Source organism: Acinetobacter nosocomialis NIPH 2119, from assembly GCF_000368085.1.
In the GTDB taxonomy this organism is placed as follows: Bacteria; Pseudomonadota; Gammaproteobacteria; order Pseudomonadales; family Moraxellaceae; genus Acinetobacter; species Acinetobacter nosocomialis.
The window spans coordinates 677,493-703,337 of sequence record NZ_KB849239.1 but is presented as its reverse complement, the minus strand read 5'-3'; the positions used below and the strand labels follow the sequence as shown (position 1 = coordinate 703,337).

Genomic DNA, 25,845 nt, shown 5'->3' with positions numbered 1-25,845 from the left:
TACATATTTTTCACCAAATCAAAACTCAATTGGAATTAAGGCCTTAATTGAATATTTTGTAACTCACCATCAAAAGTCTCTATAAGACTTTTAATAACGGGTTGTTGCTGTAATAGCTCTGTCGCTCTATGGAAAGCTTTTTCTTTACGAATGCTTTGCATAACATAAGGTGTAGATGTATGAACTGCACCATATTCAACTGTAAACTGTGTATCTGCCCATTGTTGCTTTAAAGCATCAATTAGGCCTTGCTGTAATTGGGTTAACATATTTTCATATTCTTGAGGAATATGGAAAATCGTGTTGCCTCCAATTTCACCAGTCATCACACCGTGTTGAGCAAGTTCTTGAACGGCTGGGGAAAGCTGACTATTTCTAAACCAATATTCCCACTTTTCAAGTGTCCACTCGCCTTCTAAAACTTGAGCAGAAAGCTTCAAAATATCCTGAGGCATCAATTGCGCGTTATCAGTTGCACTAGACTCTTTGATAACTGTAGCAGTTTCAACAACCACTTCGGCTTGCACCAATGTTTGCTGCTCAATAACAGGTTCAGAAACCAAATCATGAGTTACAGGTGCATCTTGACCCAGAGAAAATTCAGTATCAGATGTTTCAAACAAACCTTGCGGCTCAGCAGTAAATGTTGGCTCAGATTCAGTTTGTTTGGCTTGGGTTTCAGCCTGAACATGTACTGCCTTTTGTTCTGGTACTGGAATGAAATCTTCCTCTAGAACACTAATCGTTTCTTGAACAGGTACTGACTCAAGCCCAATCAGCTCATGATGGTTTGGGTCAAATACCATTAAATCCTGATTAGACTGCGGTTCAGGTTCAGGTTCAGGTTCAGGTTCAGGTTCAGGTTCAGGTTCAGGTTCAGGTTCAGGTTCAGGTTCAACCATAGCGGGTTGGCTAATAACTTCAACAGGCTGAACAGCACTCACAGGAGTAATCTCTTGAGCTATTGGCTGAGCTTGCGAATTTAAACCTATTTCTGCTTGTCCATTTTGTTGAACAGGCTCTGAAACTAAAATTTCATTTGGTGCTAAAGGACGGAAAGCCAATAAGCGTAAAATGCACATTTCGAAACCTTGCTCTTGCGTTACGGCAAGTTGCAAGTCTGAACGGCCTTTACATGCGATTTGGTAGTAAAGCTGCAAATCTTGAGCAGAAATTAACTTAGAAAGTTGAAGAATTTTGGCATTAATTTCTTCACTATACTTTAAGCCAAGCTCTGGTAAATACTGTAATAAAGCTAACTCATGTAATGTTGAAATGAGCTGATCAAGCACTAACGATACATCTAAGGCTTGATATCTAAATTGGAGTAATAACTGACTCACTTTTTCACGTTGGTTTTGATGAACCGCTAAAATCAAATCATAAATGATCGTACGGTCAATCAAGCCAAGCATTTCTTTCACATCTTGGTGATGTATAGAACCCTGGCCATAAGCTATAGCTTGGTCAGTTAATGATAGCGCATCACGCAGTGAACCCTGAGCAGATTCAGCAATTTGCCAAATTGCATCTTGATCAGCTGTAATCTGTTCTTTTTCAAGAATAGCGCCAAGGTGTTTGGTAATTTCATCTACCGCTAAAGGTCTTAAAGTAAATTGTAAACAACGTGAAATAACCGTAATTGGTAGCTTTTGCGGATCAGTCGTTGCAAACAGAAATTTAACGTGTTCTGGTGGTTCTTCTAGTGTTTTTAATAACGCATTAAAAGAATGCGTAGAAAGCATATGTACTTCGTCAATCAGATAAACTTTAAAACGACCTTGCGTTGGCGCATAAGGAACATTATCTAAAAGTTCACGCGTATCTTCTACTTTTGTTCTTGAAGCAGCATCAATTTCGATTAAATCAATAAAACGGCCTTCATTTACCGCCTTGCAGGTTGCACAGACTTCACATGGTGTAGCAGTCACACCTGTTTCACAGTTCAAACACTTGGCTAAAATACGGGCGATTGTAGTTTTACCTACACCACGCGTTCCTGTAAATAAATAAGCATGGTGAAGACGACCGCGTTCCAATGCACTACTTAATGCACGAGAAACATGGTTTTGTCCCACTAACTCATTGAAATTACGTGGACGGTATTTTCTAGCAAGTACTTGATACATGTATGCTCCTTGTTACAGGCATAAGCATACTTTGTTTTTAAAAGAGTGTGAACGCATAAAGCTCATATCCGTACAGATAAACTGCGAACTGACTTCTTTTCTCTACCAGAACCATTTATTCCTTTATGGATGATCATGATGTAACTCCTGATCTGTAACACCCTCATCCATAGTTTGCACCAACCCAACACCATCCTTAATTTCAGCCGAATAATTTCCTTTCTCGGTAAAAATTTGCATGATCGTATAGTGGTCTTTTTGACTTTGGGTAATGGTAAAGAAATTCTGGTTCGGATCGCCTTGGTCAAATCTACCAGTCCATCGAACAATATCCTGATCAACAGGTTCGATCTCTACAATTTTCCCTGTACGGTTAATGCCATATTCCAACATCTGAAATTTAACAGTGTCCCCGACTTTTTTAAGTTCGATCACATTCGGATCATATTTAATGACCATACCTTTAGCATTTTTAAGCAACGGAAAATTAGCTTCAGAATGCAATTGATCTTTTTCTACTTCATTAAAAACAATTTGTTGCTGAGACAACCTTTCTTTTTCTGACGGACTCAAATTCAGAATATTTTGACTCTCTATCATTTTTGCCCCAGATTGTTGCCGACTTTCTGGAGAGAACGTTAAAGCAGAAGAACTTTGCTGTGAAAAAGCAAACCAGATTAAAACTGCTAACGCCACACAAGCGATAGCAGTTCCTATTAACAACTTATTTTTCTTCATTATTTACAGCTAAAAATAGAGATTAGTTATATAGAGAAATTTTTTGTGCGTTCAGGTTAATCACACTAACCGCATCAATTTTTCCTTCTTCACCCAAACGAACACCATATTTAGGATTGTAAAGGTATGGACTAGAATAAAAATTAATATTATTGCCACCCATTGCAGTACTACCTAAGGGATGAGCAAAACCTGAACCGATATTGGTTGACCCATTATGATATAGACCAAGATTATGCCCAACTTCATGACGCATGGCTGCAAAAGAACAACCTGCAATATCATTTGCACCAATCATGTTATATGCCGAAGCATTAATCCAAGCCCAGCCACAACCGCCATCCCCTGGTTCATTACCTTGATAATAAACACCGTCTGCCAATACACGTTTCCGCTCATTTTGTACCGTCGTGTCATCTCGTCCAGTCGAGATTGCTTCTTTTAAAGTGGTAGCAGGGATTTTATAAGTTAAATAGCCCACATCTCTTAAGTAAAAGCGTGCATTCGAATTTTCAGCGGTTAAGTTTGTTAAATTTACGCCTTCAATCATTCTAAGTTTTGCTGCACTCTCACCTAAAATTGAGTTTACTTCTGGGCTAGAAACCAACAACATATCAATTGTATAACTATCTACTGTCCAACCTTGAGCGGTGTAGATAAAACGGCGGTTTTCACCATTTTTAATTGCTGTCGACAAACCATTAGCAGCATTAATATAGGTGTCGGCCGATGCATTCGACACAATAACCACCTTATCTCCGACTTGAGCTTGAGCTGGTAGCTGCAAGGTCGGCTGCCAATTGGATGTAGACAGTTTTACCTTTAAAGTGGGTTGAGTCATATTCGGTAAAATTGCAGGAATTGTTGCCGTTGAATCAATCACTTTTGTTGGTGAAGAGATGAGCTGCCAATAGCCTTTGTCGCTTACATACATAAACTCATACTGATCGCCTGTTTTAAGGGTTAAGGTCGCTTGGCTATTAACATTGGTATTATTAATTTTTGCAGACCAAGTTGCAGTAGACTTGATAATAATCCTATCCCGATCATTTGCAGTGGTAGGTAAAGTGAAATTAGAAACCCAATTTCCATCTCCAAATGCAATTTCGGTAAGTGGGCTATTTACTGCTGCTAAAGATGTTCCAATTTGCTGAACATTTAGCTTCTGAGGTTTTATATATTCTGGCACCCATTTTCCTAAAGCAGAATAATATTTAAACCAATATTCAGAACCATTTTTTAATGTAAAACTGCTCGGGAATAGTAAGTTGGTTTTATCAATATCCGAACTTACACTTGCTGTAGAAACAACTTGTACGGTTGTTCCGTCACGCACATCACTTGGTAAAGCAATGGTTTGTGCCCATTTGCCATCTTGAATAAGTACTTTTTGCATGGTTGCAGTCGTTAACGGTATTAACTCATAGTTAGCCCCAGTAGTAGGACTAACCGTCACTAGCTGAGCAATCCATTTATTTTGACTGCTATTAAAAATGAATTGATAGATATCTCCGCTATTTATCTTCAACACTTCTAACGGAATATTCGTATTAGAAGTGTCTAAATAACTACTATAAGCAGCACTAGAACGAATTGTAATTTTGTCTGAATTATTAGCATTTGTTGGTAAAGAGAGATTTTTTACCCAATTTCCATTAGCTAAAGAAAACTCTAAATCTGAATAACCCGTCGGAATTGATCCACTATTATTATTCTGATTTGGTGAGAGTACGGTTGCAGCATATACAAGTGAAGATGCAACAATTGCACCAATAATAAGTGATGTTTTTAATTTAAAATTCACAGTAGCCTCTTTTATTTGTTTTTAGATTTTCGAATAGCAGGTTAACAAACCATTTTTTTGCAGTCAATTTTCAAATCATTAATTTTTTATTAAATTTCAATAAGATGATGTTTGAATCATTTTGAAATAAAAACATGAAATTTATTAAATAATAGTTTATTTATGAGAATTAAATAACCAAATCGAATATAAAGAAAATATTAAAAAGACATTTGAGGGTAAAAAGAAAGATAAATCTCTCTTTTTACCCTTTATTTTAGTTTACTTTCTTAGGAAAACTAAACCAGACAAATACAGTTAGCAGGAAGAAACAAATGGCTGAGATAGTAAGCACCCAACTATGTGCATAGCTAAAAGCTTGCTGCGCAACCGCAACTAATTGCTCTCCTAAAGATTTTTCAAGGCTAGATGCTAATTGCATAGTTTCACCAATTGAAATACTCGCTTTTTCAGTTAAGTTTGATGGAAGCTCGGCTGGTAAACTAATTGAGCGACTATAAAACCAAGACAACATTAACCCAAAAATAGCGACGCCTAAACCAGCGCCAAGCTCATAAGCCATACCTTCAATCGCGCCTGCTGCACTCGCCTTTTGTGGGGGTACAGATGACATAATCGCAGCAGTTGAAGCCAGTAAGGCAATCTCAATGCTAAAGCCTAAAAAGACCATACATGTCCATGCTAAGAAGTGATCGGTCGAAAAGTTAAGTTGGGCAAGTCCCCAGAGACTGAGTGCACTTATTAAAATACCAACAGTAGATACAAGTCTAAGTCCCCATTTATTTAAACAGATTCCTGCTAGTGGACCACCTAAACTAATTGCAATCATAAATGGGATAATAAACATCGCTGCTTGTAAGGGAGAAAACCCATAGACAAACTGCAACTCTTGAGACAGTAGTAATTCAAAGCCAACCAAAGCAATCATTGAAACAACCGCCATAACAATGCTGGTAGAAATCACCGGATGTTTAAACAATTCCAGATCAATCATTGGCGTCGTACTTCTTTTTTGGCTTCGAATGAAGTGAATTAAAGTACTTATGCCCACCACAAACATCACGACTGTAAGTACCGAGAAGTTATACATAGCCGATTTGATTGAATAGATGAGGCTTAAAATGGCTACCACCAAAACTAAAGCTTGTCCTAAGTTAATTGGCTGATCAGTTTTTTCTTGCTGTTTAGGAATGATCATTACGATCATAACTAGAACCACTAAAATAATCGGAATGTTAATGAGGAATACAGCTCCCCAATGGAAATGTTCCAGCACAAATCCACCAACTAGCGGGCCAAAAGCTGCCCCACCGCCACCTACTGTAGACCAGAGACCGAGTGCAAAATTTCTCTGCTTTTCTTCGGTAAAAGCATTACGGATGCCTGATAAAGTGGCCGGAATAAGCATCGCTGCCCCTAGGCCTAAAACAGCACGTGAAGCAATTAAGGCATAGGCCGTTGGAGAAAAAGCCGCAGCTAGAGAACCAATACCAAAAACGGCAGTTCCTATAAATAATAATTTTTTAAAGCCGATACGATCACCAAGTGCACCCATCGGCAAAATTAAACCCGCCATAATCAGTGAATAGATATCAATGATCCATAAAAGCTGATTGGCAGTTAAATTTAATGCTTCACTTAAAGTCGGTGTAGCAACATGCATCACTGTTGCATCGATTGTCACAGGTAAATAAATAAGGACAATAATTGTCAGGATTAACCATTTCTTTTGCATAACATTCTTCTAATATCCAAAAATTGGACATGTGTTCAAATCATGGTTATTATATACACAATTGGACACTTGTCCAATTTTTAAATTTAATGTAGTTTGTGTCGAATTCAGTCAGGTGAAAGAAACATGGCCTATCTTAATCGCGATCAACGCAGAGAAATGATTTTGCAAGCTGCCATGCAAGTTGCTTTGGCTGAAGGTTTTACAGCCATGACGGTACGTAGAATCGCAACAGAAGCACAAACCTCAACCGGACAAGTTCATCATCATTTTTCTTCGGCATCTCATTTAAAAGCTGAAGCTTTTTTAAAGCTGATGGAACAACTTGATGAAATTGAACAAACCCTAAAAACCACTAGCCAATTTCAAAGGCTATTCATCTTATTAGGTGCAGAAAACATAGATAGACTTCAGCCTTACTTACGATTATGGAATGAAGCAGAACTCTTAATTGAACAAGATGCAGAAATACAAAAGGCCTATAACCTTGCCATGCAAAGTTGGCATGAATCTATTGTGCAAGCAATTGAACTCGGTAAGAAAGAAGGCGAATTTAAAAATATATCTAATTCAACAGACATAGCATGGCGACTCATTGCTTTTGTGTGCGGATTAGAAGGTATTTATCAACTTGGATTACAAGGTTTAGCTGAAAACGACTTTAAGCGTCATACCGAAGCAATTATTCGTCTAGAATTATTATAAATGTGAGCTGGCATTTATTAAAAAACACCAGCATTTATTGATTACATAAAATTTAGAACCAACCTTTACGCCCTTTTAAAACTTGGTCAGTGCAGCGTAAGGTTTCTTGAGTCAATCCCCATAAACGATAGTCACCCGTGATTGAACCAATCTGGAAGTTATGTGTATAAGCAAAGCTAAGATCACGCTCAGGGTCACACCATGCCCCTGAACCATTGTAGCCAATATGCCCAAAGCCATTTTTAGCACGTTTACCCATCGTAATAATACGGTGATATCCTAAGCGCCAATTCATCGGTATTGGCATGACACGATCACGTGCATAACTTTGAATGGTACTCAGCTCTTTAAATACTTCTGGGCGAATGAGTTTCTGTCCATCCCATTCGCCTTTATTTGCCAGCATCGCATAAATTTTAGCAAGGCTATTTGCTGTAAATGTACCATTTGCTGCTGGAATAACAGCTTGCAATCCTTCATCACTAAAGAAACTAAAATTCTTCATCCCTTTTGGAATCATAGCATCCTGAAAATCTTGCGGATCCTGCCCAGTCCACGTAATCATTTTTTCAGAAAGTGAACTTTTACGTGGCTGAGGTTTGTTAGGTTTTTCGGCTTGAGCAGATGCTGGTTTTTCTGGTTTCGGCTGAATAATTAAACGAGCTACCCGTTCCAACTGGCTTGCAGGCGTACCAAAATAAGCACCATCTAACTGCAACGGTTCAATGAGATATTTTTGCATGAGTTGATCTAAAGATTGACCAGTTGCTTTTTCAAGTACTCCACCAACAAGCCAACCAAATGTTAAAGCTTGATAAGCGTTGCCCTGTCCTGCAATGAATCTTGGCTTGGACATAGCCATTACATCCAACATATGTCGCCAGTCGAGCATTTCCCTCGCACTTTCAATAATATTTCGAATATCAAACATGCCGCTTTGATGGCTTAGGACATGACGCAAAGTCATTTGCTCTTTACCATTCTGAGCAAACTCAGGCCAGTAAGTCGCAATCGGTTTGTCATATTCTAAAAAACCTTCACTGACTAAAATATGTGCTAAGGTTGCAAGTACACCTTTCCCTGTAGAGTAGCAAACTGCCAAAGTATCAGGTTGCCAAGCTTCAGTTTGTGATTTTAGACCGGTGTAGATATCTACAACTTTCTGACCTCTAAAATAAACCGCTAAAGCAGCTCCACCTTGTCCTGTTCTAGCATCTTGAAGACGGCTGAACTGGTGAGCTAAATCAATAAAACGTTCATCTAAAATACCGTGATAGTTATGGGTATCGGCCAGTAAAATCTCTTTAATCACATGAAGTTCCTTGCATTTTTTGTTATTTTGTTCAAAAGCAGCCCAAACCTCTGTTCAGGCTGCTGCTATTTTTATAATGCTTTTACTGTTCCTGCAACATGCGGTTTTTGTGATTTCGCATTACGAATCAAGAAATCAGTCTTTTTGTCTGTATTGGCAGTTAAAAACTCAACTTTTGACGGCAAGAACATTGGTAGCTTAAACCAGACATCTGCCTCATAAGCATTAGGTAATTCAAGGTTCGCTAGAGCTTTCGCTTTACTCCACATGCCATGTGCAATTGCTTGTTTAAAGCCAAAAGCTTTTGCAGTAATAGCATGAATATGAATTAAGTTAAAATCACCAGACACTTTCGCATAACGGCGGCCTGTGTTTTCTAAAATATCCCACTGGGCCTTTGGAACATAAACTGGTGCTTGTTCTTCTTTGGCTTTCTCACCCACTCTTTTCTCGACTTTTTGGCGAGATAAATAAGTCGTTAAGCCTTCCATCACTACTTCATTGCCAACTTTTGCCGTGGTAATAAAGTCAAACTGAACGCCTTTATCATGCGGTTTTAATTCCCCAAATTTGCATGACAAAGTTAGTTTTTCAGTTACACCAATAGGTCTAGTCTGTTTAATCTGGTTACGAATATGGACTAAACCTAAAATTGGAAATGGAAAGGCTTCTGCTGTCATCATGTGCATTTGCAAGCTTTGAGAAAGTACCGCTAAATAAATTGCCGGTACAAAGCCATTATTTTGAAAGCCACATACTTCGTTATAAGCTTTGAGATGGCTCTGATCAATTTCAAGATGGTCTACCACATATTCAACTTGTGGTAAGATTTTTGGCCCCTGCGGCTTTTTAAAAATTAAGCCTTGTACTACTTTTGGATAAGCCAATGCCGCTTTTGGTAGTTGGCTAAAATGACGAGTATTCATACCTAACCTTTTATAATTTATAGATTCTTGAATAAAAAAGGGATGCACAAGCACCCCTATTTAGCTAAGAGTGCTTAAGCGCCCAACAAGCTTTGACCACACACACGTACAACGTTGCCATTTACACCTGTAGAAGCAGCTGATGCAAACCATGCAATTGTTTCTGCCACATCAACAGGCAAACCGCCTTGTTGCATTGAGTTCATACGACGACCTGCTTCACGAATTGCAAACGGAATTGCCGCAGTCATTTGAGTTTCGATAAAGCCAGGTGCTACTGCGTTAATGGTAATACCATTTTTTAAGATAGGTGCAGTAAATTTCACTAAACCGATTACACCAGCTTTTGAAGCAGCATAGTTGGTTTGACCAAGGTTACCCGCAATACCACTAATTGATGATACACAAACAATACGGCCATTTGCATTTAGACCACCGTTTTCTAATAAGTAGTCATTTACGCGTTCAGCAGCAGACAAGTTAATGTTAATAACTAAGTCCCAAAGCTCTGGCTTCATGTTTGCCAACGTTTTGTCACGTGTAATACCTGCGTTATGAACGATAATATCTAAACCGCCTTGTTTTGCCGCAGCAGCTTTAATTTTTTCGCCCGCATCAGCAGCTGTAATGTCAATTGCCAAAGTAGAACCACCAATGTCAGCAGCTACACGGTCAAGGTCAGCTTGTTGTTGTGGTACATCTAGACAAATAACATGAGCACCGTCACGTGCCAACACGTGTGCAATTGCCTCACCAATACCACGGCTCGCACCAGTCACTAACGCAGTTTTTCCAGCAAGCGGTTTTGCCCAATCAACATCCACCACATCTGCTTTAGATACACGAATTACTTGGCCAGATACATAAGCCGAACGCGGAGAAAGCAAGAAACGTAAAGTTGATTCAAGGTTTGCCGCAGCACCTTCGTCTACATAGACAACTTGAGCGGTAATACCCTTTTTAAATTCTTTACCGACAGATTTGATAAAGCCTTCAAGTGCGCGCTGAGCAATTGCCTGTTTTACAGTTTTTGCAGTTTCAGGTGTTGTACCAATCACAATCACTCGACCAGAAGTCGCAACTTGACGTGCAATCGGATTAAAGAATTTATAAAGTTCGTTTAACTGTTCTGAGTTTTGAATACCAGATGCATCAAATACAACTGCTTTGAATTTTGATTCTTTATCGCCCGCATTGAATGGACGTAAATTTAAACCAACTTTTGCAGCTTCTTGTTGTAATGCAACATTATTGCCTACATAGCTGTCAGCATGAATATTGCTAAGTACTTGTGCAATCGCACCAGATAATACACTTGACGGCGCTGCGCCAACCAATACTGCACCATTCACTACTGGCTGAGCACTTTCAAAACGCTCTAATACAACTGGCGATGGTAAACCCAGATTTTTAACAACGAATTTACCAATAGGAGATTGTGTAAATGCTTGGTATTGATCAGTCATGATTATTATCTCTCAAAGAAATGAATTTTCTACGACAGGCTTCATTATGTTATGAGATGGAAAGAAACAATATGAAAGCAGTCGTTCATTAGAGTTACTCCAAATCATACTTGAGTTCATCTTTTGATGTCTTGACCTGAATGCTATCTACAATGTCATTCTAGTCAATACAGGTCTATTTGAATTGTGTTAAGGTAGCTTACAAGAATATCGTTATTATGCTTGGAAAAGCCTTATGAGCAAAACAACTCAAGAAAATCCAGCAGTCGAGAATTCTGCTCAGGAAAAAGTGTCAAATACATCAAAGTCGGCTTCTAACACGGCTAAGCGTAACAGCACTACTCCTAAAGCAGCAACTAATACACCAAAAACGACACGTACTCGTTCAACGACTGCACCTGCACGTAGCCCTCGTAGTAAGAGCGCTGCTTCAGCAACCCCGTCTACATCTTCAAATGTAGCTGCAGCACCAAAAGCAACAAAAACCAAAACTTCTGTTCAACAGGATAAAACCATGAGTCAAAACACTGTTCGCCGCGTTGCAATCCTTGGTGGCAACCGTATTCCATTTGCACGTTCAAATACTGCTTACTTTAAAGCGTCTAATTCTGACATGCTGACAGCAGCATTGAATGGTTTGGTTGAGCGCTTTAATTTACAAGGTAAGCGTATTGGTGAAGTTGTTGCGGGCGCTGTTTTAAAACATAGCCGTGACTTCAACATGACTCGTGAAGTTGTATTGAGCACAGATCTTGCTCCTGAAACTCCTGCTTATGATATTCAAATTGCATGTGGTACAGGTTTACAAGCAGCATTTGCCGTTGCCAACAAAATTGCCCTTGGCCAAATCGACGTAGGTATTGCAGGTGGTGTAGATACCACTTCTGATGCGCCAATTGCTGTAGGTGATGGTTTACGTAAAGTTTTACTTGAGCTTAATGTTGCTAAAACTGGTAAAGACCGCCTTAAAGCTTTAACAAAAATTGATTTTAAAAAGCTTCTTGATGCACCAAGCAATGGTGAACCACGTACTGGCCTTTCAATGGGTGAGCATCAAGCAATCACTGCATTAGAATGGGGTATCACTCGTGAAGCACAAGACGAACTAGCTGCAAGTAGCCATCAAAAACTTGCTGCTGCTTATGACCGCGGTTTCTTTGATGACTTAATGACTCCATTCTTAGGTCTTAACCGTGACAACAACCTACGTCCGGACAGTACAGTTGAAAAACTTGCTAAGTTAAAACCAGTTTTCGGTAAAGGCGAAACTGCAACAATGACTGCAGGTAACTCAACTCCGTTAACTGACGGTGCGTCTGTGGTATTGCTTGCTTCTGAAGAATGGGCAAAAGAAAACGGTCATGAAGTTTTAGCTTACCTTTCTTTCTCAGAAACAGCAGCTGTTGATTTCATTGGTAAGAATGGTCCTAAAGAAGGCTTATTGATGGCTCCTGCTTATGCAGTACCTCGTATGCTTAAGCGTGCTAACCTTAAACTGCAAGACTTCGATTTCTACGAAATCCATGAAGCATTTGCATCTCAAGTACTCTCTACTTTAAAAGCTTGGGAAGATGAAAAATTCTGTAAAGAACGTCTTGGCTTAGATGCACCTTTAGGTTCAATTGACCGTTCTAAATTGAACGTAAATGGTTCATCTTTAGGTGCGGGTCACCCATTTGCTGCAACTGGTGGTCGTATCTTGGCTACTGCAGCTAAATTGATTAATGAAAAAGGTTCAGGCCGCGCATTAATCTCGATCTGTACAGCAGGTGGTGAAGGTGTGGTGGCGATTGTAGAAAAATAATTTCTATTTATCGACCTAACAAAATAAGCACCCATCTGGGTGCTTATTTCATTTCAATCTATGTGGATTAATGAAGTGATGCCGCTTTAGCATTTGGGAAAAACTTATCTTCAATATGGTCATAGCACCACTGGAAAATAAAGGTATAAACCAAAATACATAAGGTTAAGCCAATATCTAAAATAAATGCATCAATCACAGTCATCTGCATCATATATGCAATCATTGGAACAGTCGCAATCAGCAAACCACCCTCAAAACCAATCGCATGTAAAATCCGCACAGGGATCGTTCTTTCCCAACTATATTTATGCTCTACCTTTTCAAAATAGTGGTTAAAAATCATATTCCAGAAAACTGAAACCACTGCCATAAACACACCGAGTGTTCCGGTCACTTCCATCGGCATATCAAAAATAAAACTTAATGCAATCGCAATGATGACCAACAAAATTCCTTCATAACTGATTGCATGAATGAGTCTTCTCTTGGAAATCAACATTTTTAAATACTCAATAATAACTTGGATAATGTGCATTTTATTTTTATAATTTTGATTAATCCAATTAGGTTCTTTCAATTTTTTTGACAGATGAATATTAATCAAGAACAACTTCTCATGTTCCAAGCCGTTATGGAAACAGGTTCATTTTCAGCAGCAGCAAGGAAACTCGGTAAAGTCCCCTCTGCTGTGAGCATGTCGATTGCTAATTTAGAAATCGATCTGAACCTGACTTTATTTGAACGTAAAGGCCGCGAACCTACTCCTACAGCCGAAGCACGAGTGCTATATGAAAAGACAGCACAACTATTAATTGAAATGAATCAATGGAAACAGCACGCGCATGCATTAAGTACTGGGCTGGAACCTAATCTTACTATTGTTGTAGTGTCTGAACTGCTACATACCAATTGGACCGACTATGTTTGCCTGCTAGAAAGTCGCTTTCCCGATCTACAAATTAATATTGTGTCTGCCCCTCAAGAAGATGCGCTTCAAATGTTATTAGATGGCTCTGCTCAACTGGCCCTTATGTTTGAACGTGAGCATTTAGACAATAGAGAACAGTTTGTTGAACTCAAACGTGAAGCCTTAATTCCTGTTATTTCAAAAACCCATCCGCTCGCAAGCCAAGAGCATGTTTCTTATGAGCAGATTTTGGGTACGAGACAAATTGTGGTAGCAAGTCGAGATGAAACCTTAAAACCCGAATTATTATTTTCAAAACATTACTGGCGTACAGACAACCACCACTCTGCGTGCTTAATGATTTTACGTAATTTGGGTTGGGGAGTACTGCCGCAAGAGATGTTTAAAGAAAACCCTGAGTTAAACAACAAGCTTAAAGCATTAGATGTATTTGATTTTACACCGCGCTTTGAATATTACGTTGATTTGGTCTGGAGTCGTGAAAGTGAACTCGGCGCTGCTGCACGCTTCCTGATTGACTATATCCGTAATAAGCGAATGCAGCAGCTTCCTTAAAATAATTTCAATTTAGATGCAGAACATAAACGTTTTTCTTTGAAACATAACAATTGATATATCGACAGTATGGATAGAGTTTGTGCTATAAAGAAAACATAAGATTTATTACTGAAGATGTTGAATATCAATGACTCATACAGCACTTGACCAATTAAAAACATTAACGACCGTTGTTGCTGACAGTAGCGACCTTGATGCTATTCGTAAATTTCGTCCCTTAGATGCTACAACGAATCCTTCATTGATTACTGCGGCAGCAGAACAACCAGAAAGTAAAGAGCTCATTGAAGATGCTTATTATCAAGCCAAAGAAGAAGGCTATAAAAATGATGAGCTGATCGAAAGAACCATTGATATTTTAACCGTAAAATTTGGTGTAGAAATTTTAAAACTGATTGAAGGCCGAGTTTCAACAGAGGTTGATGCTGCCCTTTCATACGATACTGAAGCAACCATTCAAAAAGCACATGAATTATGTGAACTTTACAAAGGTTATGGTATTGATCAGTCACGTATTCTTATTAAAATTGCGTCGACTTGGGAAGGTATTCAGGCTGCTAAAGTACTCGAAGCTGAAGGTATTGCCTGTAACCTCACTCTTCTTTTCGGTTTACACCAAGCTCAGGCATGTGCAGATGCGAAAGTGACTTTAATTTCACCATTTGTCGGCCGTATCTTAGACTGGTACAAAAAAGCTGAAGGTGTCGACTCTTACCCAATCGAAAAAGACCCAGGCGTAGTTTCAGTTAAGAAAATTTATACCTATTACAAACAGCAAAATATTCCAACTCAAGTGATGGGTGCGAGCTTCCGTAGTATCGATCAAGTGCTTGGCCTTGCAGGATGTGACTTGCTAACAATTTCGCCGGGACTACTTACTCAACTTGAGCAAGATACACGTGCTGTTAAAGCTGCACTTGATGCAAATCAAGCAAAACAGGCAGAAGCGATTGTTAGACCTGCTCAGAACGAACAAAGTTTTAAAGACGAACTCAATCATGACTTAATGGCTTTCCAACTTTTACAAGGTGGTGTTGATGGCTTTATTAAAGCGCGAGATCAATTAAGCCTTTTGTTACGTCAATCCTTTGGAATTGATGCAGAAATTAAATCTTAAAAACTGCACTTTTCATACAAAATTACCGATTTTTGTTATCATGATAAAAATCGGTTTTTTTTATTGAGTTTCTCGTGTTCGGCATAACAGATCTAACAACATATATTATTGGTACACTCCTAATTGTGTTATTACCCGGACCCAATTCCCTTTATGTGATGTCAATTGCTTCACGCTATGGTATTAAAACTGGATATATGGGTGCACTTGGTATTTTTACTGGTGATCTTATTTTAATGTTATGTACCGTATTAGGTGCAGCTTCTTTATTAAAAGCATTCCCTTGGGTTTTTATTATTCTTAAACTCGTTGGTGCACTTTATCTGTCCTATTTAGGGTTTAAACTTTTACAAGGCAGTATTCAACGCTGGAAATTACGTAATCAACCACAAGCCGAAATGGCTGATTTACCTGCTTTAGATAAAATTCATCCTTATAAAACAGCCTTAAGTATTAGTTTACTTAACCCTAAAGCAATTTTATTTTTCTTATCTTTCTTTGTTCAGTTTATTAATCCAGATTATGCTTATCCAGCTTTAAGTTTTTTAATCTTAGCGGTAATTTTACAAATTATTAGTTTTAGCTATTTAACAGCGCTTATTTTCTCTGGCATTAAACTCTCAGCATTTTTTAAGCAAAATCATAAAATTGCTGCAAGCGGAATTTTCTTAGTGGGTATTTTATTTTTTGGGTTCGGTTTAAAGCTGGCCACTTCAACCATGTAAGTTACTGAGGCAATAAAGTTAAAACTTATTAGATTATTAAAATGCCAGCATGCCATCTGTTTTGACTTCATTAAGTACAAAGAATGTTCTCACCTGCCTTACTCCCGGTAAGGCAATAATTTTTTCACTATGAAATCGGTTAAAAGCAGCTAAGTCTTTAACACGAATTTTTAGAAAATAATCGACTTCTCCGGCAACCAGATAACACTCTAGAACATTCTCCAAATCACCTGCGGCTTGTTCAAAAGCTTGAAAGCTATCTGGTGTTGAACGGTCCAGCACTACCCCAACCAAAACGATGGTCTCACGCTGCACCATACTTGGATTGATTCGAGCACGAACATCTAAGATAGCTCCAATTTTAAAAAGACGTTGCGTATGATTCCAACATGACGAGGTACTAATACCAACAAGTTTTGCTAGTTCGGCATTACTTAAGCGTCCATTTTCTTGTAAACAACGCATAATTTTCAGCTCAAGCGGTGTCAAATTTTCAGCTTGCTCATTCATAAAAATAATATCCAAATTTAATTACTTATTATGAAATAAATAATAGCATTTATAACCATATAAAAAATATTATTTCATTTTGACACCCAAAATAGGAAGCACCTTCTTTAAAAAAATTGTTAGATTTATCTGGCTGAAAATATAGGCAGAAACATATTAATTTTTCAGGGACTTAGAACATTTAGCCATGCAAAAGATTCTTCAAGATTTTTCTATTCCAGCCGTATTCGCGGGTTTCATTACCTTTCTAATTGGTATTAGTGTTTCGGCTATTTTAGTGATTCAGGCAGCCCAAGCTTTAAATGCTTCACCTGAACAAATCACCTCATGGTTTTGGGCTTTAGGTTTGGGTCTTGGTTTATCAGGACTCATCCTTTCTTGGAAATTTAAATACCCTGTAGCAACAGCTTGGTCTACTGCCGGTCTCGCTTTAATTATTGCAACTGGCGGTGGATATAGCATAAATGAAGCAATTGGTGCTTTTTTAGTTGTTGGTGTACTGACTGCGGTTTTAGGTTTTTCAGGAATATTTCAAAAGGCGCTTTCATATATTCCTCAAAGCTTGACCAGTGCCATGCTTGCAGGCGTTTTACTCAAATTTGGTATTTCACTTTTCGCAAGTTTGCAAAATGATTGGGCATTCGTTTTATCTTTACTCTTCATTTATATCTTTACCAAAAGATTATGGCCGCGTTATAGCATCGTGTTCACAGCACTTGCTGGTGTTGTGCTCTGCCCTGTGTTTTTAGACTTTCATATGCCTACACTTCACTGGTCTTTGGCTAAACCTGTTTGGATTAGTCCTGTCTTTAGCTGGTCAGCAGTTTTAGGCTTAGCGCTACCACTGTTTGTGATTAGTATGGCTTCACAGTATTTACCCGGTATTGCCATGATTAAAAGTTATGGCTATAAACCACATGTCAATCAACTCATTGGCTGGACCGGTTTAACCCAAGTTTTGCTTGCGCCTTTTGGTTGTTATAGCGTCAATATTGCCGCGATTAGTGCGGCTGTATGCCTTGATGATCAAGTTCATCCTGACCCAAGTAAACGCTATATTGCTGGCATAAGCTCTGGTTTTTTCTATGCATTGATGGGACTATTTGCAGCAACACTGACAAGCTTACTCATGTCCTTTCCTCATATTTTTATTGTAGCTTTAGCAGGTATTGCATTACTTGGCACCATTAGCCATAACATTGCGCTTGCCTTTGGCCCAATTGAAGACCGTGAAGCAGCACTATTTACCTTTTTATGTAGTGCTTCGGGTATCCAATTTTTCGGTATTGGTTCGGCATTTTGGGGACTAATTGTCGGTATTATTGTATTTGTAGTCCTTAAATTTAAGGTTAAAAAATAACACCTACAATAGAAACTTTGCGCTTAACCATTTAGAGCATTTCATAAACAATTAAGTGCAAAGTCTCATTAAATTAATTAATTGCGTTTTTATCCCAAAAAGCCTGCCTTATTTGTGGCATCGCATTTAAGTGGTTAATAATATGCTGCGCTTCTTCCGCTTCAATTGAAGTCGCAATTAAGGTCACTTCTATTTCAACCTCTTTCTCTCCAAAAGGTGTTACATCAATGTCTTTGGGAGGGTAATTGTGGTGTTTCAACGTTAGATTTAATTCATCCATAACTACTTTGCTCTGACTTCGGTCACAGATAATATAAATTACATGTAAAACCTCTGTATCATCGTCTAATGGACGACGGTCAATGATATGAACAATCGGTCTTAACAACGTATTGGCAGATAAAATAAAAGCTGTTGCCAGTATGGCTTCAATAATTAAATCAGAACCCGCAGCGGCCCCTACCGCAGCAGAACACCATAAAGTTGCTGCGGTATTTAAGCCATGGATGTTACCTTCTTGACGCATAATTACACCTGCGCCCAAGAAACCAATACCCGAAACCACATAAGCAATGACCCGAACAGCGCCATCTGCTCCAGTAAGATTTGTTGCAACATCCACAAAGATTGCAGCACCTACAGCGACCAGTACATTGGTTCGAAGGCCAGCAGTCCGTTGCCTATATTGCCGTTCAAATCCAATTAACGCCCCTAAAATAAAAGCAACTGAGAGACTAATTAATGTATCAACAATATTGGATAAATCTGCATGTTGTAGAAATTGCAACTTCATCTTGCACCTATAATTTTATTGCCAGCCGTAACGGCGGATATAGATTTTTTTCACCCATTGAGTAATACACATATAAGCAATTAAAATTAAAGGCAAATATAAGAAATAACTTAATGGTAAAGCTTGCAGTTTTAAATAACTTGCTAAAGGACCCATTGGTAAGAAAATACCAATACACATAATCACTACTGTCATAACTAACAATGGGGTTGCAGCACGACTCTGAATAAATGGAATCTTAGCCGTACGGATCATATGCACAATTAACGTTTGAGTGAGTAACCCCACTACGAACCAGCCAGACTGGAATAAAGTCTGATGTTCAGGTGTATTTGCCGAAAACACAAACCACATTAAACAAAAAGTGATAATGTCAAAAATAGAGCTAATCGGTCCAAACACCACCATGAAACGGCCAACTTCTTCAGGTTGCCAACGCTGCGGTTTTGCAATTAACTCTTCATCAACGTTGTCAAATGGAATCACGATTTGTGACACATCATAAAGTAAGTTTTGAATGAGTAAGTGAATAGGCAGCATTGGTAAAAATGGAATAAAAGCACTCGCAATTAATACCGAAAAAACATTACCGAAATTTGAACTCGCCGTCATTTTAATATACTTCAGCATATTGGCAAAAGTTCTACGGCCTTCAATTACACCCTTTTCAAGTACCATCAAGCTTTTTTCAAGCAAGATTAAATCTGCTGATTCTTTAGCAATATCTACTGCCGTATCTACTGAAATACCAATATCGGCAGCGCGTATAGCCGCGGCATCATTAATACCATCTCCTAAGAAACCAACCACGTGACCGTTGGCTTTTAACTGCTCAACAATACGTTCTTTATGTACAGGGCTAAGCTTCGCAAAAATGTGGTATTGCTCTACTGCTCTTTTGAGCTGCTCATCGGTTAAGGTTTCAATTACACCGCCCAATAGAACTTGGTCATAGTTCAGACCAATTTCTCGGCACACTTTTTGAGTGACAAACTCATTATCACCAGTAAGTACTTTTACGGTTACACCATGAGCATGCAAACTTTGTACTGCTTCTCGAGCAGACTCTTTAGGTGGATCAAGAAATGCGACGTAACCAATTAAAATTAAATCACTTTCATCAACAACCGAATAATTTTCCTGATTATTATCAAACTCACGATACCCTACAGCAACAACACGTAAGCCATCTCGGTTATAACGTTGAGTTAATGCTTCAATTGCGACTTCACGTTGCTTTGTTAAAGGCTCTACTTTGCCATTTACCTCGACATAACGGCAAACCTTTAACATTTCCTCAACTGCGCCCTTGGTAATCATCCGCACTTTTTCTTGAGGGGTTTTTACAACAACCGACATACGGCGGCGATCAAAATCAAAAGGAACTTCATCTAACTTCTTATAACGTAACTTTTGAGTTTTGATCTGATCATCAACAGCTTCTAACACAGCCACATCAAGCAAATTTTTCAAACCAGTTTGATAGTAACTGTTTAAAAATGCTTGCATGAGCACAAAGTCTGATTTTTCCCCATAAACATCAATATGTTGAGATAAAAAGATTTTGTCTTGAGTTAGCGTTCCAGTTTTATCGGTACACAGAACATCCATTGCACCAAAGTTTTGGATCGCATCTAGACGTTTAACGATTACTTTCTTTTTAGATAAGAAAACCGCACCCTTGGCTAAAGTTGAAGTCACAATCATCGGTAGCATTTCTGGAGTAAGACCAACAGCAACCGATAATGCGAATAAAAATGCCTCTGTCCAATCACCTTTAGTGAAACCATTAATAAAAAGTACAACAGGTGCCATCACCAACATGAAACGAATAAGTAACCAACTGACTTTGTTGACACCCATTTGAAATGCCGTGTTACTTCGATCAGTAGCTGTAACACGGTGAGCGAGTGCACCAAAATATGTTTGAATACCCGTACTTAAAACAACTGCCTGAGCCGAACCAGAAACAATATTGGTCCCCATAAATACAATGTTATCTAACTCTAAAGCACTCGTTTCTTCGAGATTTTTCTGCAATGGAAATTTCTCGACAGGCATTGATTCACCAGTCATTGCAGCTTGAGAGACAAACAAATCTTTGGCATTTAAAATTCTGCAATCAGCAGGAATCATGTCACCTGCAGATAATAAAATCACATCACCTGGCACCAAATATTGAATTGGCATTTCAAATTGGTGATTGGTTTGGTTTTTAATATCAATGCCATAACGCTCATGCATAAGCTCTAAATCTTCTGCACTAACTTGATGACGCAGTACTGTAGCGGTATTACTTACCATTGCCTTTAAAGCATCTGCAGCTTGATTTGATTTTGCTTCTTGCCAATAACGAAGTAACGTCGAGAGAATAACCATCACGCTAATAATGGTTGAACCCGTTAAATCATCGGTAAAAAAAGCAATTAATGCCAAAAGGCTAAGCAAAATATTGAACGGATTGCGGTAGCAATACCAAAGATGTTGCCACCAAGTTAATGGCTTCTCATGAGTGATCTCATTAAGCCCCACTGCCATTTGCTGGGTATGTGCTTGTTCTTCTGTAAGCCCTGTGTAATGAGTATCGAATTGTTTTAATAAATCACTTGATTGGGCTCTTGATGCATCGAGCAAACGCATAGATAAATTTTTGCTAATTTCTTGAGCATAGCTAGATTGATGTAGCTCTTTAAAAGATCGATTACGACCAAAAAAACGCATCAAATGAAATCTTTGTAAAAATGCTGTGAAGAGTCGTTGCCAGAATTTCATCGCGAAATCCTCCATTTTTTAGGCGTACAAAGCTCTCGACCTTATTGATAAATAAAGTCTATAAAAATTTAAAATTTAGAAAGGAATCGGAGATCGTAGAGTTACGATGAAGAAGAGAAAATTAGCCCAAAGCCGAACCAACGCTGACGGAAAGTCGCGGGCTTGAACATAGCTCGAATACTTTGAATTGTATGAGACGAATTATTTACCAAAATTGAATTTTGGTAGTTATAGCAGTGTGTGGAAGCATATAAGAACATTGGCTTCTCCCCATTTCTAGCGAGAAACTAAATAGATAAGTGCTTGAAGTACTTAATTACAAAAAGTAATTTGTATAGGTTTAATCTAATTTTTTACAAAGCTATCTCATTGCAAGATAGCCCTTCCTAAAGGTTATCTTGCTCAGTATTGGCTTTGGTTTAATTGATAATTAAACTCGAACCTCGAACAACTACCCATTTAGGATCTCCATTAAATAAACTCGCGGCAAGTATATGTTTTACTCTATAACACACAAGATTTTTTTTGTAATTTTTTATTAACAAAATTCCAGCTTAAAATCACAGCTCTTTGACTACCACAGTTTTCGCCATTTTGTCATGCCAGCCTTGTTTTTTAGGATCAAATGCCACCCAAATAAGGCCAATACAAAATACTAAGATGGATGGAATGTATCCAATATAACGAATGATAGATTGCATCAAAGTTAACTTATTTCCCGTTTTTTCATCGAGAACTTTTAAACGCATAAGGCGTTTACCTGGTGTACCTGCAAAGTAGAGCCAACATAAAACGGTATATAAAAATGGAAAAGCATAATTTACAATCAGATCAAACCAATAGTTTTGCGGCTTACTACTCATTCCTGTCGCAAATATCAGATCATAATCTCCACGATAAAAAACCCATGCAGCTGGAATAATTGCTAAAAAAAGAATAAGTGTATCAATAATCATTGCACCAAATCGTAACCAGAACCCTGCATATTCGTATTTATAGCTCATGCGTACACCTCTGTTTTGTTATCGTTTGTCTTATACTAAAGAGACAACTTCATTTTACTTTAATCCTAAAGGAAATCTTTTTATTTTTAAATACTTGAAATAATTTTTAATTTTCTATTTTACTTAGAATTGTAATAAGTACTGTTGAGACCAATAAATTACAACATCATATATAATATTTAAGTATTTTATATACACCTCACTCTAGATGAGGTGGTTTAATTATTTTTATTGAATTAATAATATATAACGACTGATTATTTCCAAAACAAAACATCAATTTTAAATTCTTTCTTCAATAGTAATGCAGCACAGATTAGTCCTAAACCAATAATTATCAAAAAGAAGCTTAAAGTTAATACACCTCCTAGTATAGATAAAACACCTAGAATAGCGAGTAGATAAAATAAAATTATAATTAACTTAAACATTTAGTTTATTCAACCATTTACGATAAAATCAACTCATTCTAGCGCTTTTAGCAATAAATACTGTTCTCAAATGTTGAATACACACCTTCTTTGTATTAACTCAAAAACAATATGTTAATAATTCTTGCTAAATGTTAATAATAAAAAATAAACTGTGACAAATATCACAATTATAATTTATTTAACTTCAAAATAGTGCTTTTCAGTAATAAGTTTTATTTTCAGATTTTTATATAAACGATCTTTTGAATTTTCCAGTGAAGGCACTACTTTTTCAGCAAACTTATCGTCAGCCATAAGTCTTGCATAAGTTTTATATCCAATTACTAATTTTTCCGGTTCTTTACCTGTTTGGCGAAATTCTTCAATAAGTTTACTTACTTTCTTTGCTGTTAAATCTGCCATTCTTATACTCCCCCACTCAATATACTATTTGGTTATACGAGTTCTGTATGACAAAAATATGAAAAGTAATTTATTGTAAAGTTCATCTAAAAAATAAAATTTTCACTCTACTCTATATCGATCAAGCAATTTCATTTTAAAAGCAATAAAAATCAATTATATATTTCATTTTTATTTAATTTAATGACAACTTAATTGAATTGATTTCTACCTTTAAACAAATGTGTTAATCTTTAAGTAAGAAAAGCTTCATACATATAACAACTTGTAAATAAGAGGAATAACATTATGAATTATCAACATATTATTGTACCTGTGGATGGTTCCGAGATTTCTTTGGCAGCAGCCCGACAAGCTGCCCATATTGCTAAAGCTTTTGGTAGTAAACTTACAGCAATTAGTCTTGTTGCAGTAGATCCATTTAGTGGTGTTGATTTTTATTACATCTCTCCTGTTGTAAAAGATTATTTTGTTGAAGCGCGTGCGAATGCTGAAAAAACGCTTGCCAAGGTAAAAGCCTTATGTGCTGAAGAAGGCGTTGATATTGATACACAAATTATTCAAGGTGAAATCTCATCTGATGGCATTTTAAAAGCTGTAGAAGACTTAAAATCAGACCTGATCGTTATTGGTTCTCATGGTCGCAAAGGTTTCCAAAAACTTATTTTAGGTAGTTTTGCACAAGATGTTCTAAACAGCACTAAAATCCAAGTTTTGGTGGTAAAAGAATAATTGATTAGGCAAATAAAAGCCTAATCAGTTGATTAGGCTTTTCTACGTAAAAAAAGCATAAGTTTTACACAGCTTAAAAACCGTTATAAACTATTAGTCTATTTCCCCCTCTATTTTGTGAGTCACGCCAATGAAGTAAGTCTTTTTTCTCATCAATTTTCTCTTTTTTGATGTGCAAAATAGACTATTTTTAGTGACTTAACGTCTTTATTTAAAGCTTAACTTTCCTATTTTGTACATCCTGTATTTATGAGGTTTTTTATGACTCAGCAGGCATGTGTAGTATCGCAGCTCACTTTAGAATTTCCTTCAAAAGTGATGTTTAAAGAATTAAATTTTTCACTTGAGCATCATCAAGTATCAGCTTTAATTGGCCGCAATGGTCAAGGTAAGTCTTTACTTATGCAGTTGCTCCAAGAGATTTCGCCCACCAAAGAAATGCACATTAGTGGTCAAATTACTTGGCTGTCTAAGCATGCATATTTAGCTCAATTAACGCGCCTTTCTTCATCCACCATTGCAGAAGCTTTAGAGATTGACCATCTTTATAAAGCTTTGCAAAGAGTGGAACAAGGCGAAGCTGAATTCGATGATTATGATTTATTAGAAGGCAATTGGGATCTCCCTTCTGTTTGGGAAGCCTTATTGCGATCGGCTCACTTACCAACCGATTTAAACTTTCCGGTGAAACAGTTAAGTGAAGGACAAAAAACCAAGTTAGCGTTAGCAGCATTATTTTTAAAAACCGACCACTATCTATTGCTTGATGAACCAAGTAACCATCTCGACCAAGATGCTAGACAGTGGTTAATTCATCACCTCAAGAAACATCCGGCGGGTGCTCTTATCATTAGCCATGATCTAACTTTGTTAAATGAAGTGGACCATATTTATCACTTAAATGAACATGGCTTACAGCACACTACAGGAAACTATGAAATTTTTTATGAGCAATATCAAACACGAGTTGAGGCTTTAGAACAGTCTGTACATCAACATCAACGTGAAGTTAAGCACATGAAGCAGAAGCAACATGATGTTTTAATGAAAGCACAAAAACGTGAGCGTACTGGCAACAAACTTCGTGATTCAAACTCACAAGCTAAAATTTTACTCGACTTTAAAAAAGAACAGGCTGGACAAAGTTTAGGAGCAATCCAGTCTCAACATCACCGTCAAATTGAGCAAAGCCAGCAGGATTTGAAAAATAAAAAATCACTTCTGGAAACTGTTAAACCTCAACAATTTATATTCCCCTCTTTTCAAAAACGTTCAGGAGAAATTCTTAGAGTTCATGACTTAAAACTCCACTATGGAACACAGCAACCCATCAATTTTGCCCTCAAAGCTTCTCAAAAAACTCACTTAGTTGGTCGTAATGGTGTCGGTAAATCAACCTTGCTTAAACAGATTGTTCAATCTGCTGTAGCGCCTACAGATGAAATTAGCCTGTTTGTAAATTGCTTCTATCTAGATCAGAACTTCAGCTTTTTGTTAGACCATCTCTCTGCTGTTGAGAATTTAAGAAATATTAATCCTGATATTTCTGAGTTAGAGTGGAGAAATCTATTAGGTCAGCTTAGGCTTCGTGGTGAAAAAGGGACTTATCCTTTAGCTCAACTGAGTGGTGGTGAGAAGTTAAAAGTCGCATTGTTAGGTTTAAGTCATGCAGAGACTATGCCTGAACTTTTATTACTGGATGAACCAGAAAATCATCTGGATATTGAATCAAGAGAGCTATTTGCAAATGCTATTTCTAGCTATGAAGGTGCTGTGTTATTAGTCTCTCATGATTTAGCTTTTGTTGAAAAGTGCGGAATTCATGAGTCAATTTATTTAAATTAATATTTTTTAATCTTCTATAAAAGCTCTAATTATTAGAGCTTTT

At 37.6% G+C, this 25,845-nt stretch carries 22 protein-coding genes; 8 read left to right on the top strand and 14 right to left on the bottom strand.

What is annotated here, in order from left to right:
• Positions 1-35: 35 nt before the first annotated feature.
• From F984_RS07310 to amvA, 4 genes are all read right to left on the bottom strand, one after another.
• The gene (locus F984_RS07310; RefSeq protein WP_004708247.1) at positions 36-2,129 is read right to left on the bottom strand and encodes a DNA polymerase III subunit gamma/tau; all 2,094 of its coding nucleotides are present in this window, start codon (positions 2,127-2,129) and stop codon (positions 36-38) included.
• Between the two features lie 123 nt (positions 2,130-2,252).
• Positions 2,253-2,867 (bottom strand): metalloprotease secretion chaperone CpaB, encoded by a 615-nt coding sequence (gene cpaB, locus F984_RS07305; protein ID WP_004708245.1) that lies wholly within the window; start codon positions 2,865-2,867, stop codon positions 2,253-2,255.
• A 22-nt stretch (positions 2,868-2,889) separates the two neighbouring features.
• On the bottom strand, positions 2,890-4,671 hold the full coding sequence (cpaA, locus tag F984_RS07300) for a metalloendopeptidase CpaA (protein WP_004708243.1): 1,782 nt from the start codon (positions 4,669-4,671) through the stop codon (positions 2,890-2,892).
• Between the two features lie 256 nt (positions 4,672-4,927).
• A complete protein-coding gene (amvA, locus tag F984_RS07295; RefSeq protein ID WP_004708241.1) occupies positions 4,928-6,406 on the bottom strand; it encodes a multidrug efflux MFS transporter AmvA in 1,479 nt (492 codons plus the stop codon).
• A gap of 126 nt (positions 6,407-6,532) precedes the next feature.
• Here amvA and F984_RS07290 point away from each other — a divergent pair, with 126 nt between their 5' ends.
• Positions 6,533-7,111 (top strand): TetR family transcriptional regulator, encoded by a 579-nt coding sequence (locus F984_RS07290; protein ID WP_004708240.1) that lies wholly within the window; start codon positions 6,533-6,535, stop codon positions 7,109-7,111.
• Positions 7,112-7,163: 52 nt separating this feature from the next.
• Here the strand turns inward: F984_RS07290 and F984_RS07285 are convergent, their stop codons facing one another.
• From F984_RS07285 to F984_RS07275, 3 genes are all read right to left on the bottom strand, one after another.
• A complete protein-coding gene (locus F984_RS07285) occupies positions 7,164-8,423 on the bottom strand; it encodes a serine hydrolase domain-containing protein (RefSeq protein WP_004708237.1) in 1,260 nt (419 codons plus the stop codon).
• A gap of 71 nt (positions 8,424-8,494) precedes the next feature.
• Positions 8,495-9,349 (bottom strand): MaoC family dehydratase, encoded by an 855-nt coding sequence (locus tag F984_RS07280; protein WP_004708236.1) that lies wholly within the window; start codon positions 9,347-9,349, stop codon positions 8,495-8,497.
• A gap of 74 nt (positions 9,350-9,423) precedes the next feature.
• Positions 9,424-10,815 (bottom strand): 3-oxoacyl-ACP reductase, encoded by a 1,392-nt coding sequence (locus F984_RS07275; protein ID WP_004708233.1) that lies wholly within the window; start codon positions 10,813-10,815, stop codon positions 9,424-9,426.
• A gap of 235 nt (positions 10,816-11,050) precedes the next feature.
• On the opposite strand from F984_RS07275, the gene F984_RS07270 reads away from it, so the two are divergent.
• Positions 11,051-12,619 carry an acetyl-CoA C-acetyltransferase gene (locus F984_RS07270; protein WP_004708232.1) on the top strand — a complete coding sequence of 523 codons (1,569 nt, stop codon included), beginning with the start codon at positions 11,051-11,053 and terminating at the stop codon, positions 12,617-12,619.
• A gap of 67 nt (positions 12,620-12,686) precedes the next feature.
• On the opposite strand, the gene aceI is transcribed toward F984_RS07270, so the two are convergent.
• Complete coding sequence (aceI, locus tag F984_RS07265) at positions 12,687-13,121, bottom strand: chlorhexidine efflux PACE transporter AceI (RefSeq protein ID WP_004708229.1); 435 nt, start codon at positions 13,119-13,121, stop codon at positions 12,687-12,689.
• A 90-nt stretch (positions 13,122-13,211) separates the two neighbouring features.
• Between aceI and aceR the strand changes: the two genes are divergently transcribed.
• The 3 genes from aceR to leuE all read left to right on the top strand — a co-directional run bounded on the left by aceR (position 13,212) and on the right by leuE (position 15,950).
• A complete protein-coding gene (gene aceR / locus F984_RS07260) occupies positions 13,212-14,105 on the top strand; it encodes an HTH-type transcriptional regulator AceR (RefSeq protein WP_004708226.1) in 894 nt (297 codons plus the stop codon).
• 130 nt (positions 14,106-14,235) lie between these two features.
• Positions 14,236-15,225 carry a transaldolase gene (tal, locus tag F984_RS07255; protein ID WP_004708224.1) on the top strand — a complete coding sequence of 330 codons (990 nt, stop codon included), beginning with the start codon at positions 14,236-14,238 and terminating at the stop codon, positions 15,223-15,225.
• A gap of 74 nt (positions 15,226-15,299) precedes the next feature.
• Positions 15,300-15,950, top strand: coding sequence for a leucine efflux protein LeuE (leuE, locus tag F984_RS07250; protein ID WP_004708223.1), 651 nt, complete (start codon positions 15,300-15,302; stop codon positions 15,948-15,950).
• Between the two features lie 36 nt (positions 15,951-15,986).
• Here the strand turns inward: leuE and F984_RS07245 are convergent, their stop codons facing one another.
• Positions 15,987-16,460: an Lrp/AsnC family transcriptional regulator gene (locus F984_RS07245; RefSeq protein WP_002053657.1), complete on the bottom strand. Its 474-nt coding sequence runs from the start codon at positions 16,458-16,460 to the stop codon at positions 15,987-15,989.
• A 187-nt stretch (positions 16,461-16,647) separates the two neighbouring features.
• Here F984_RS07245 and F984_RS07240 point away from each other — a divergent pair, with 187 nt between their 5' ends.
• The gene (locus F984_RS07240) at positions 16,648-17,820 is read left to right on the top strand and encodes a benzoate/H(+) symporter BenE family transporter (RefSeq protein ID WP_004708221.1); all 1,173 of its coding nucleotides are present in this window, start codon (positions 16,648-16,650) and stop codon (positions 17,818-17,820) included.
• 73 nt (positions 17,821-17,893) lie between these two features.
• On the opposite strand, the gene F984_RS07235 is transcribed toward F984_RS07240, so the two are convergent.
• The 5 genes from F984_RS07235 to F984_RS07220 all read right to left on the bottom strand — a co-directional run bounded on the left by F984_RS07235 (position 17,894) and on the right by F984_RS07220 (position 23,225).
• Positions 17,894-18,613: an MgtC/SapB family protein gene (locus F984_RS07235; protein ID WP_002053619.1), complete on the bottom strand. Its 720-nt coding sequence runs from the start codon at positions 18,611-18,613 to the stop codon at positions 17,894-17,896.
• Positions 18,614-18,628: 15 nt separating this feature from the next.
• Entirely contained in the window at positions 18,629-21,385 is a 2,757-nt protein-coding gene (gene mgtA / locus F984_RS07230; RefSeq protein ID WP_004708218.1) for a magnesium-translocating P-type ATPase, read from the bottom strand.
• A gap of 560 nt (positions 21,386-21,945) precedes the next feature.
• Positions 21,946-22,389, bottom strand: coding sequence for an RDD family protein (locus F984_RS07225; RefSeq protein WP_002053613.1), 444 nt, complete (start codon positions 22,387-22,389; stop codon positions 21,946-21,948).
• Positions 22,390-22,646: 257 nt separating this feature from the next.
• Positions 22,647-22,820, bottom strand: coding sequence for a hypothetical protein (locus tag F984_RS23005; protein WP_002053667.1), 174 nt, complete (start codon positions 22,818-22,820; stop codon positions 22,647-22,649).
• A gap of 177 nt (positions 22,821-22,997) precedes the next feature.
• The gene (locus tag F984_RS07220) at positions 22,998-23,225 is read right to left on the bottom strand and encodes a hypothetical protein (RefSeq protein ID WP_000774578.1); all 228 of its coding nucleotides are present in this window, start codon (positions 23,223-23,225) and stop codon (positions 22,998-23,000) included.
• Between the two features lie 288 nt (positions 23,226-23,513).
• On the opposite strand from F984_RS07220, the gene F984_RS07215 reads away from it, so the two are divergent.
• Together F984_RS07215 and F984_RS07210 are read left to right on the top strand one after the other, a co-directional pair.
• Positions 23,514-23,957 (top strand): universal stress protein, encoded by a 444-nt coding sequence (locus tag F984_RS07215; protein WP_002053669.1) that lies wholly within the window; start codon positions 23,514-23,516, stop codon positions 23,955-23,957.
• A 261-nt stretch (positions 23,958-24,218) separates the two neighbouring features.
• The gene (locus F984_RS07210; RefSeq protein WP_004708214.1) at positions 24,219-25,802 is read left to right on the top strand and encodes an ATP-binding cassette domain-containing protein; all 1,584 of its coding nucleotides are present in this window, start codon (positions 24,219-24,221) and stop codon (positions 25,800-25,802) included.
• The last annotated feature ends 43 nt before the right edge of the window (positions 25,803-25,845 follow it).

Excerpts from the sequence above, each read along its gene's own strand:
- F984_RS07240 (WP_004708221.1), top strand. The coding sequence starts at position 16,648 with ATGCAAAAGATTCTTCAAGATTTTTCTATTCCAGCCGTATTCGCGGGT.
- F984_RS07215 (WP_002053669.1), top strand. The coding sequence starts at position 23,514 with ATGAATTATCAACATATTATTGTACCTGTGGATGGTTCCGAGATTTCT.
- F984_RS07210 (WP_004708214.1), top strand. The coding sequence starts at position 24,219 with ATGACTCAGCAGGCATGTGTAGTATCGCAGCTCACTTTAGAATTTCCT.
- mgtA (WP_004708218.1), bottom strand. The coding sequence starts at position 21,385 with ATGAAATTCTGGCAACGACTCTTCACAGCATTTTTACAAAGATTTCAT.
- tal (WP_004708224.1), top strand. The coding sequence starts at position 14,236 with ATGACTCATACAGCACTTGACCAATTAAAAACATTAACGACCGTTGTT.
- aceR (WP_004708226.1), top strand. The coding sequence starts at position 13,212 with ATGAATATTAATCAAGAACAACTTCTCATGTTCCAAGCCGTTATGGAA.
- F984_RS07275 (WP_004708233.1), bottom strand. The coding sequence starts at position 10,815 with ATGACTGATCAATACCAAGCATTTACACAATCTCCTATTGGTAAATTC.
- F984_RS07290 (WP_004708240.1), top strand. The coding sequence starts at position 6,533 with ATGGCCTATCTTAATCGCGATCAACGCAGAGAAATGATTTTGCAAGCT.
- F984_RS07280 (WP_004708236.1), bottom strand. The coding sequence starts at position 9,349 with ATGAATACTCGTCATTTTAGCCAACTACCAAAAGCGGCATTGGCTTAT.
- F984_RS07310 (WP_004708247.1), bottom strand. The coding sequence starts at position 2,129 with ATGTATCAAGTACTTGCTAGAAAATACCGTCCACGTAATTTCAATGAG.
- F984_RS07235 (WP_002053619.1), bottom strand. The coding sequence starts at position 18,613 with ATGAAGTTGCAATTTCTACAACATGCAGATTTATCCAATATTGTTGAT.
- F984_RS07220 (WP_000774578.1), bottom strand. The coding sequence starts at position 23,225 with ATGGCAGATTTAACAGCAAAGAAAGTAAGTAAACTTATTGAAGAATTT.
- F984_RS07270 (WP_004708232.1), top strand. The coding sequence starts at position 11,051 with ATGAGCAAAACAACTCAAGAAAATCCAGCAGTCGAGAATTCTGCTCAG.
- F984_RS07245 (WP_002053657.1), bottom strand. The coding sequence starts at position 16,460 with ATGAATGAGCAAGCTGAAAATTTGACACCGCTTGAGCTGAAAATTATG.
- F984_RS23005 (WP_002053667.1), bottom strand. The coding sequence starts at position 22,820 with ATGTTTAAGTTAATTATAATTTTATTTTATCTACTCGCTATTCTAGGT.
- F984_RS07225 (WP_002053613.1), bottom strand. The coding sequence starts at position 22,389 with ATGAGCTATAAATACGAATATGCAGGGTTCTGGTTACGATTTGGTGCA.
- amvA (WP_004708241.1), bottom strand. The coding sequence starts at position 6,406 with ATGCAAAAGAAATGGTTAATCCTGACAATTATTGTCCTTATTTATTTA.
- aceI (WP_004708229.1), bottom strand. The coding sequence starts at position 13,121 with ATGTTGATTTCCAAGAGAAGACTCATTCATGCAATCAGTTATGAAGGA.
- cpaB (WP_004708245.1), bottom strand. The coding sequence starts at position 2,867 with ATGAAGAAAAATAAGTTGTTAATAGGAACTGCTATCGCTTGTGTGGCG.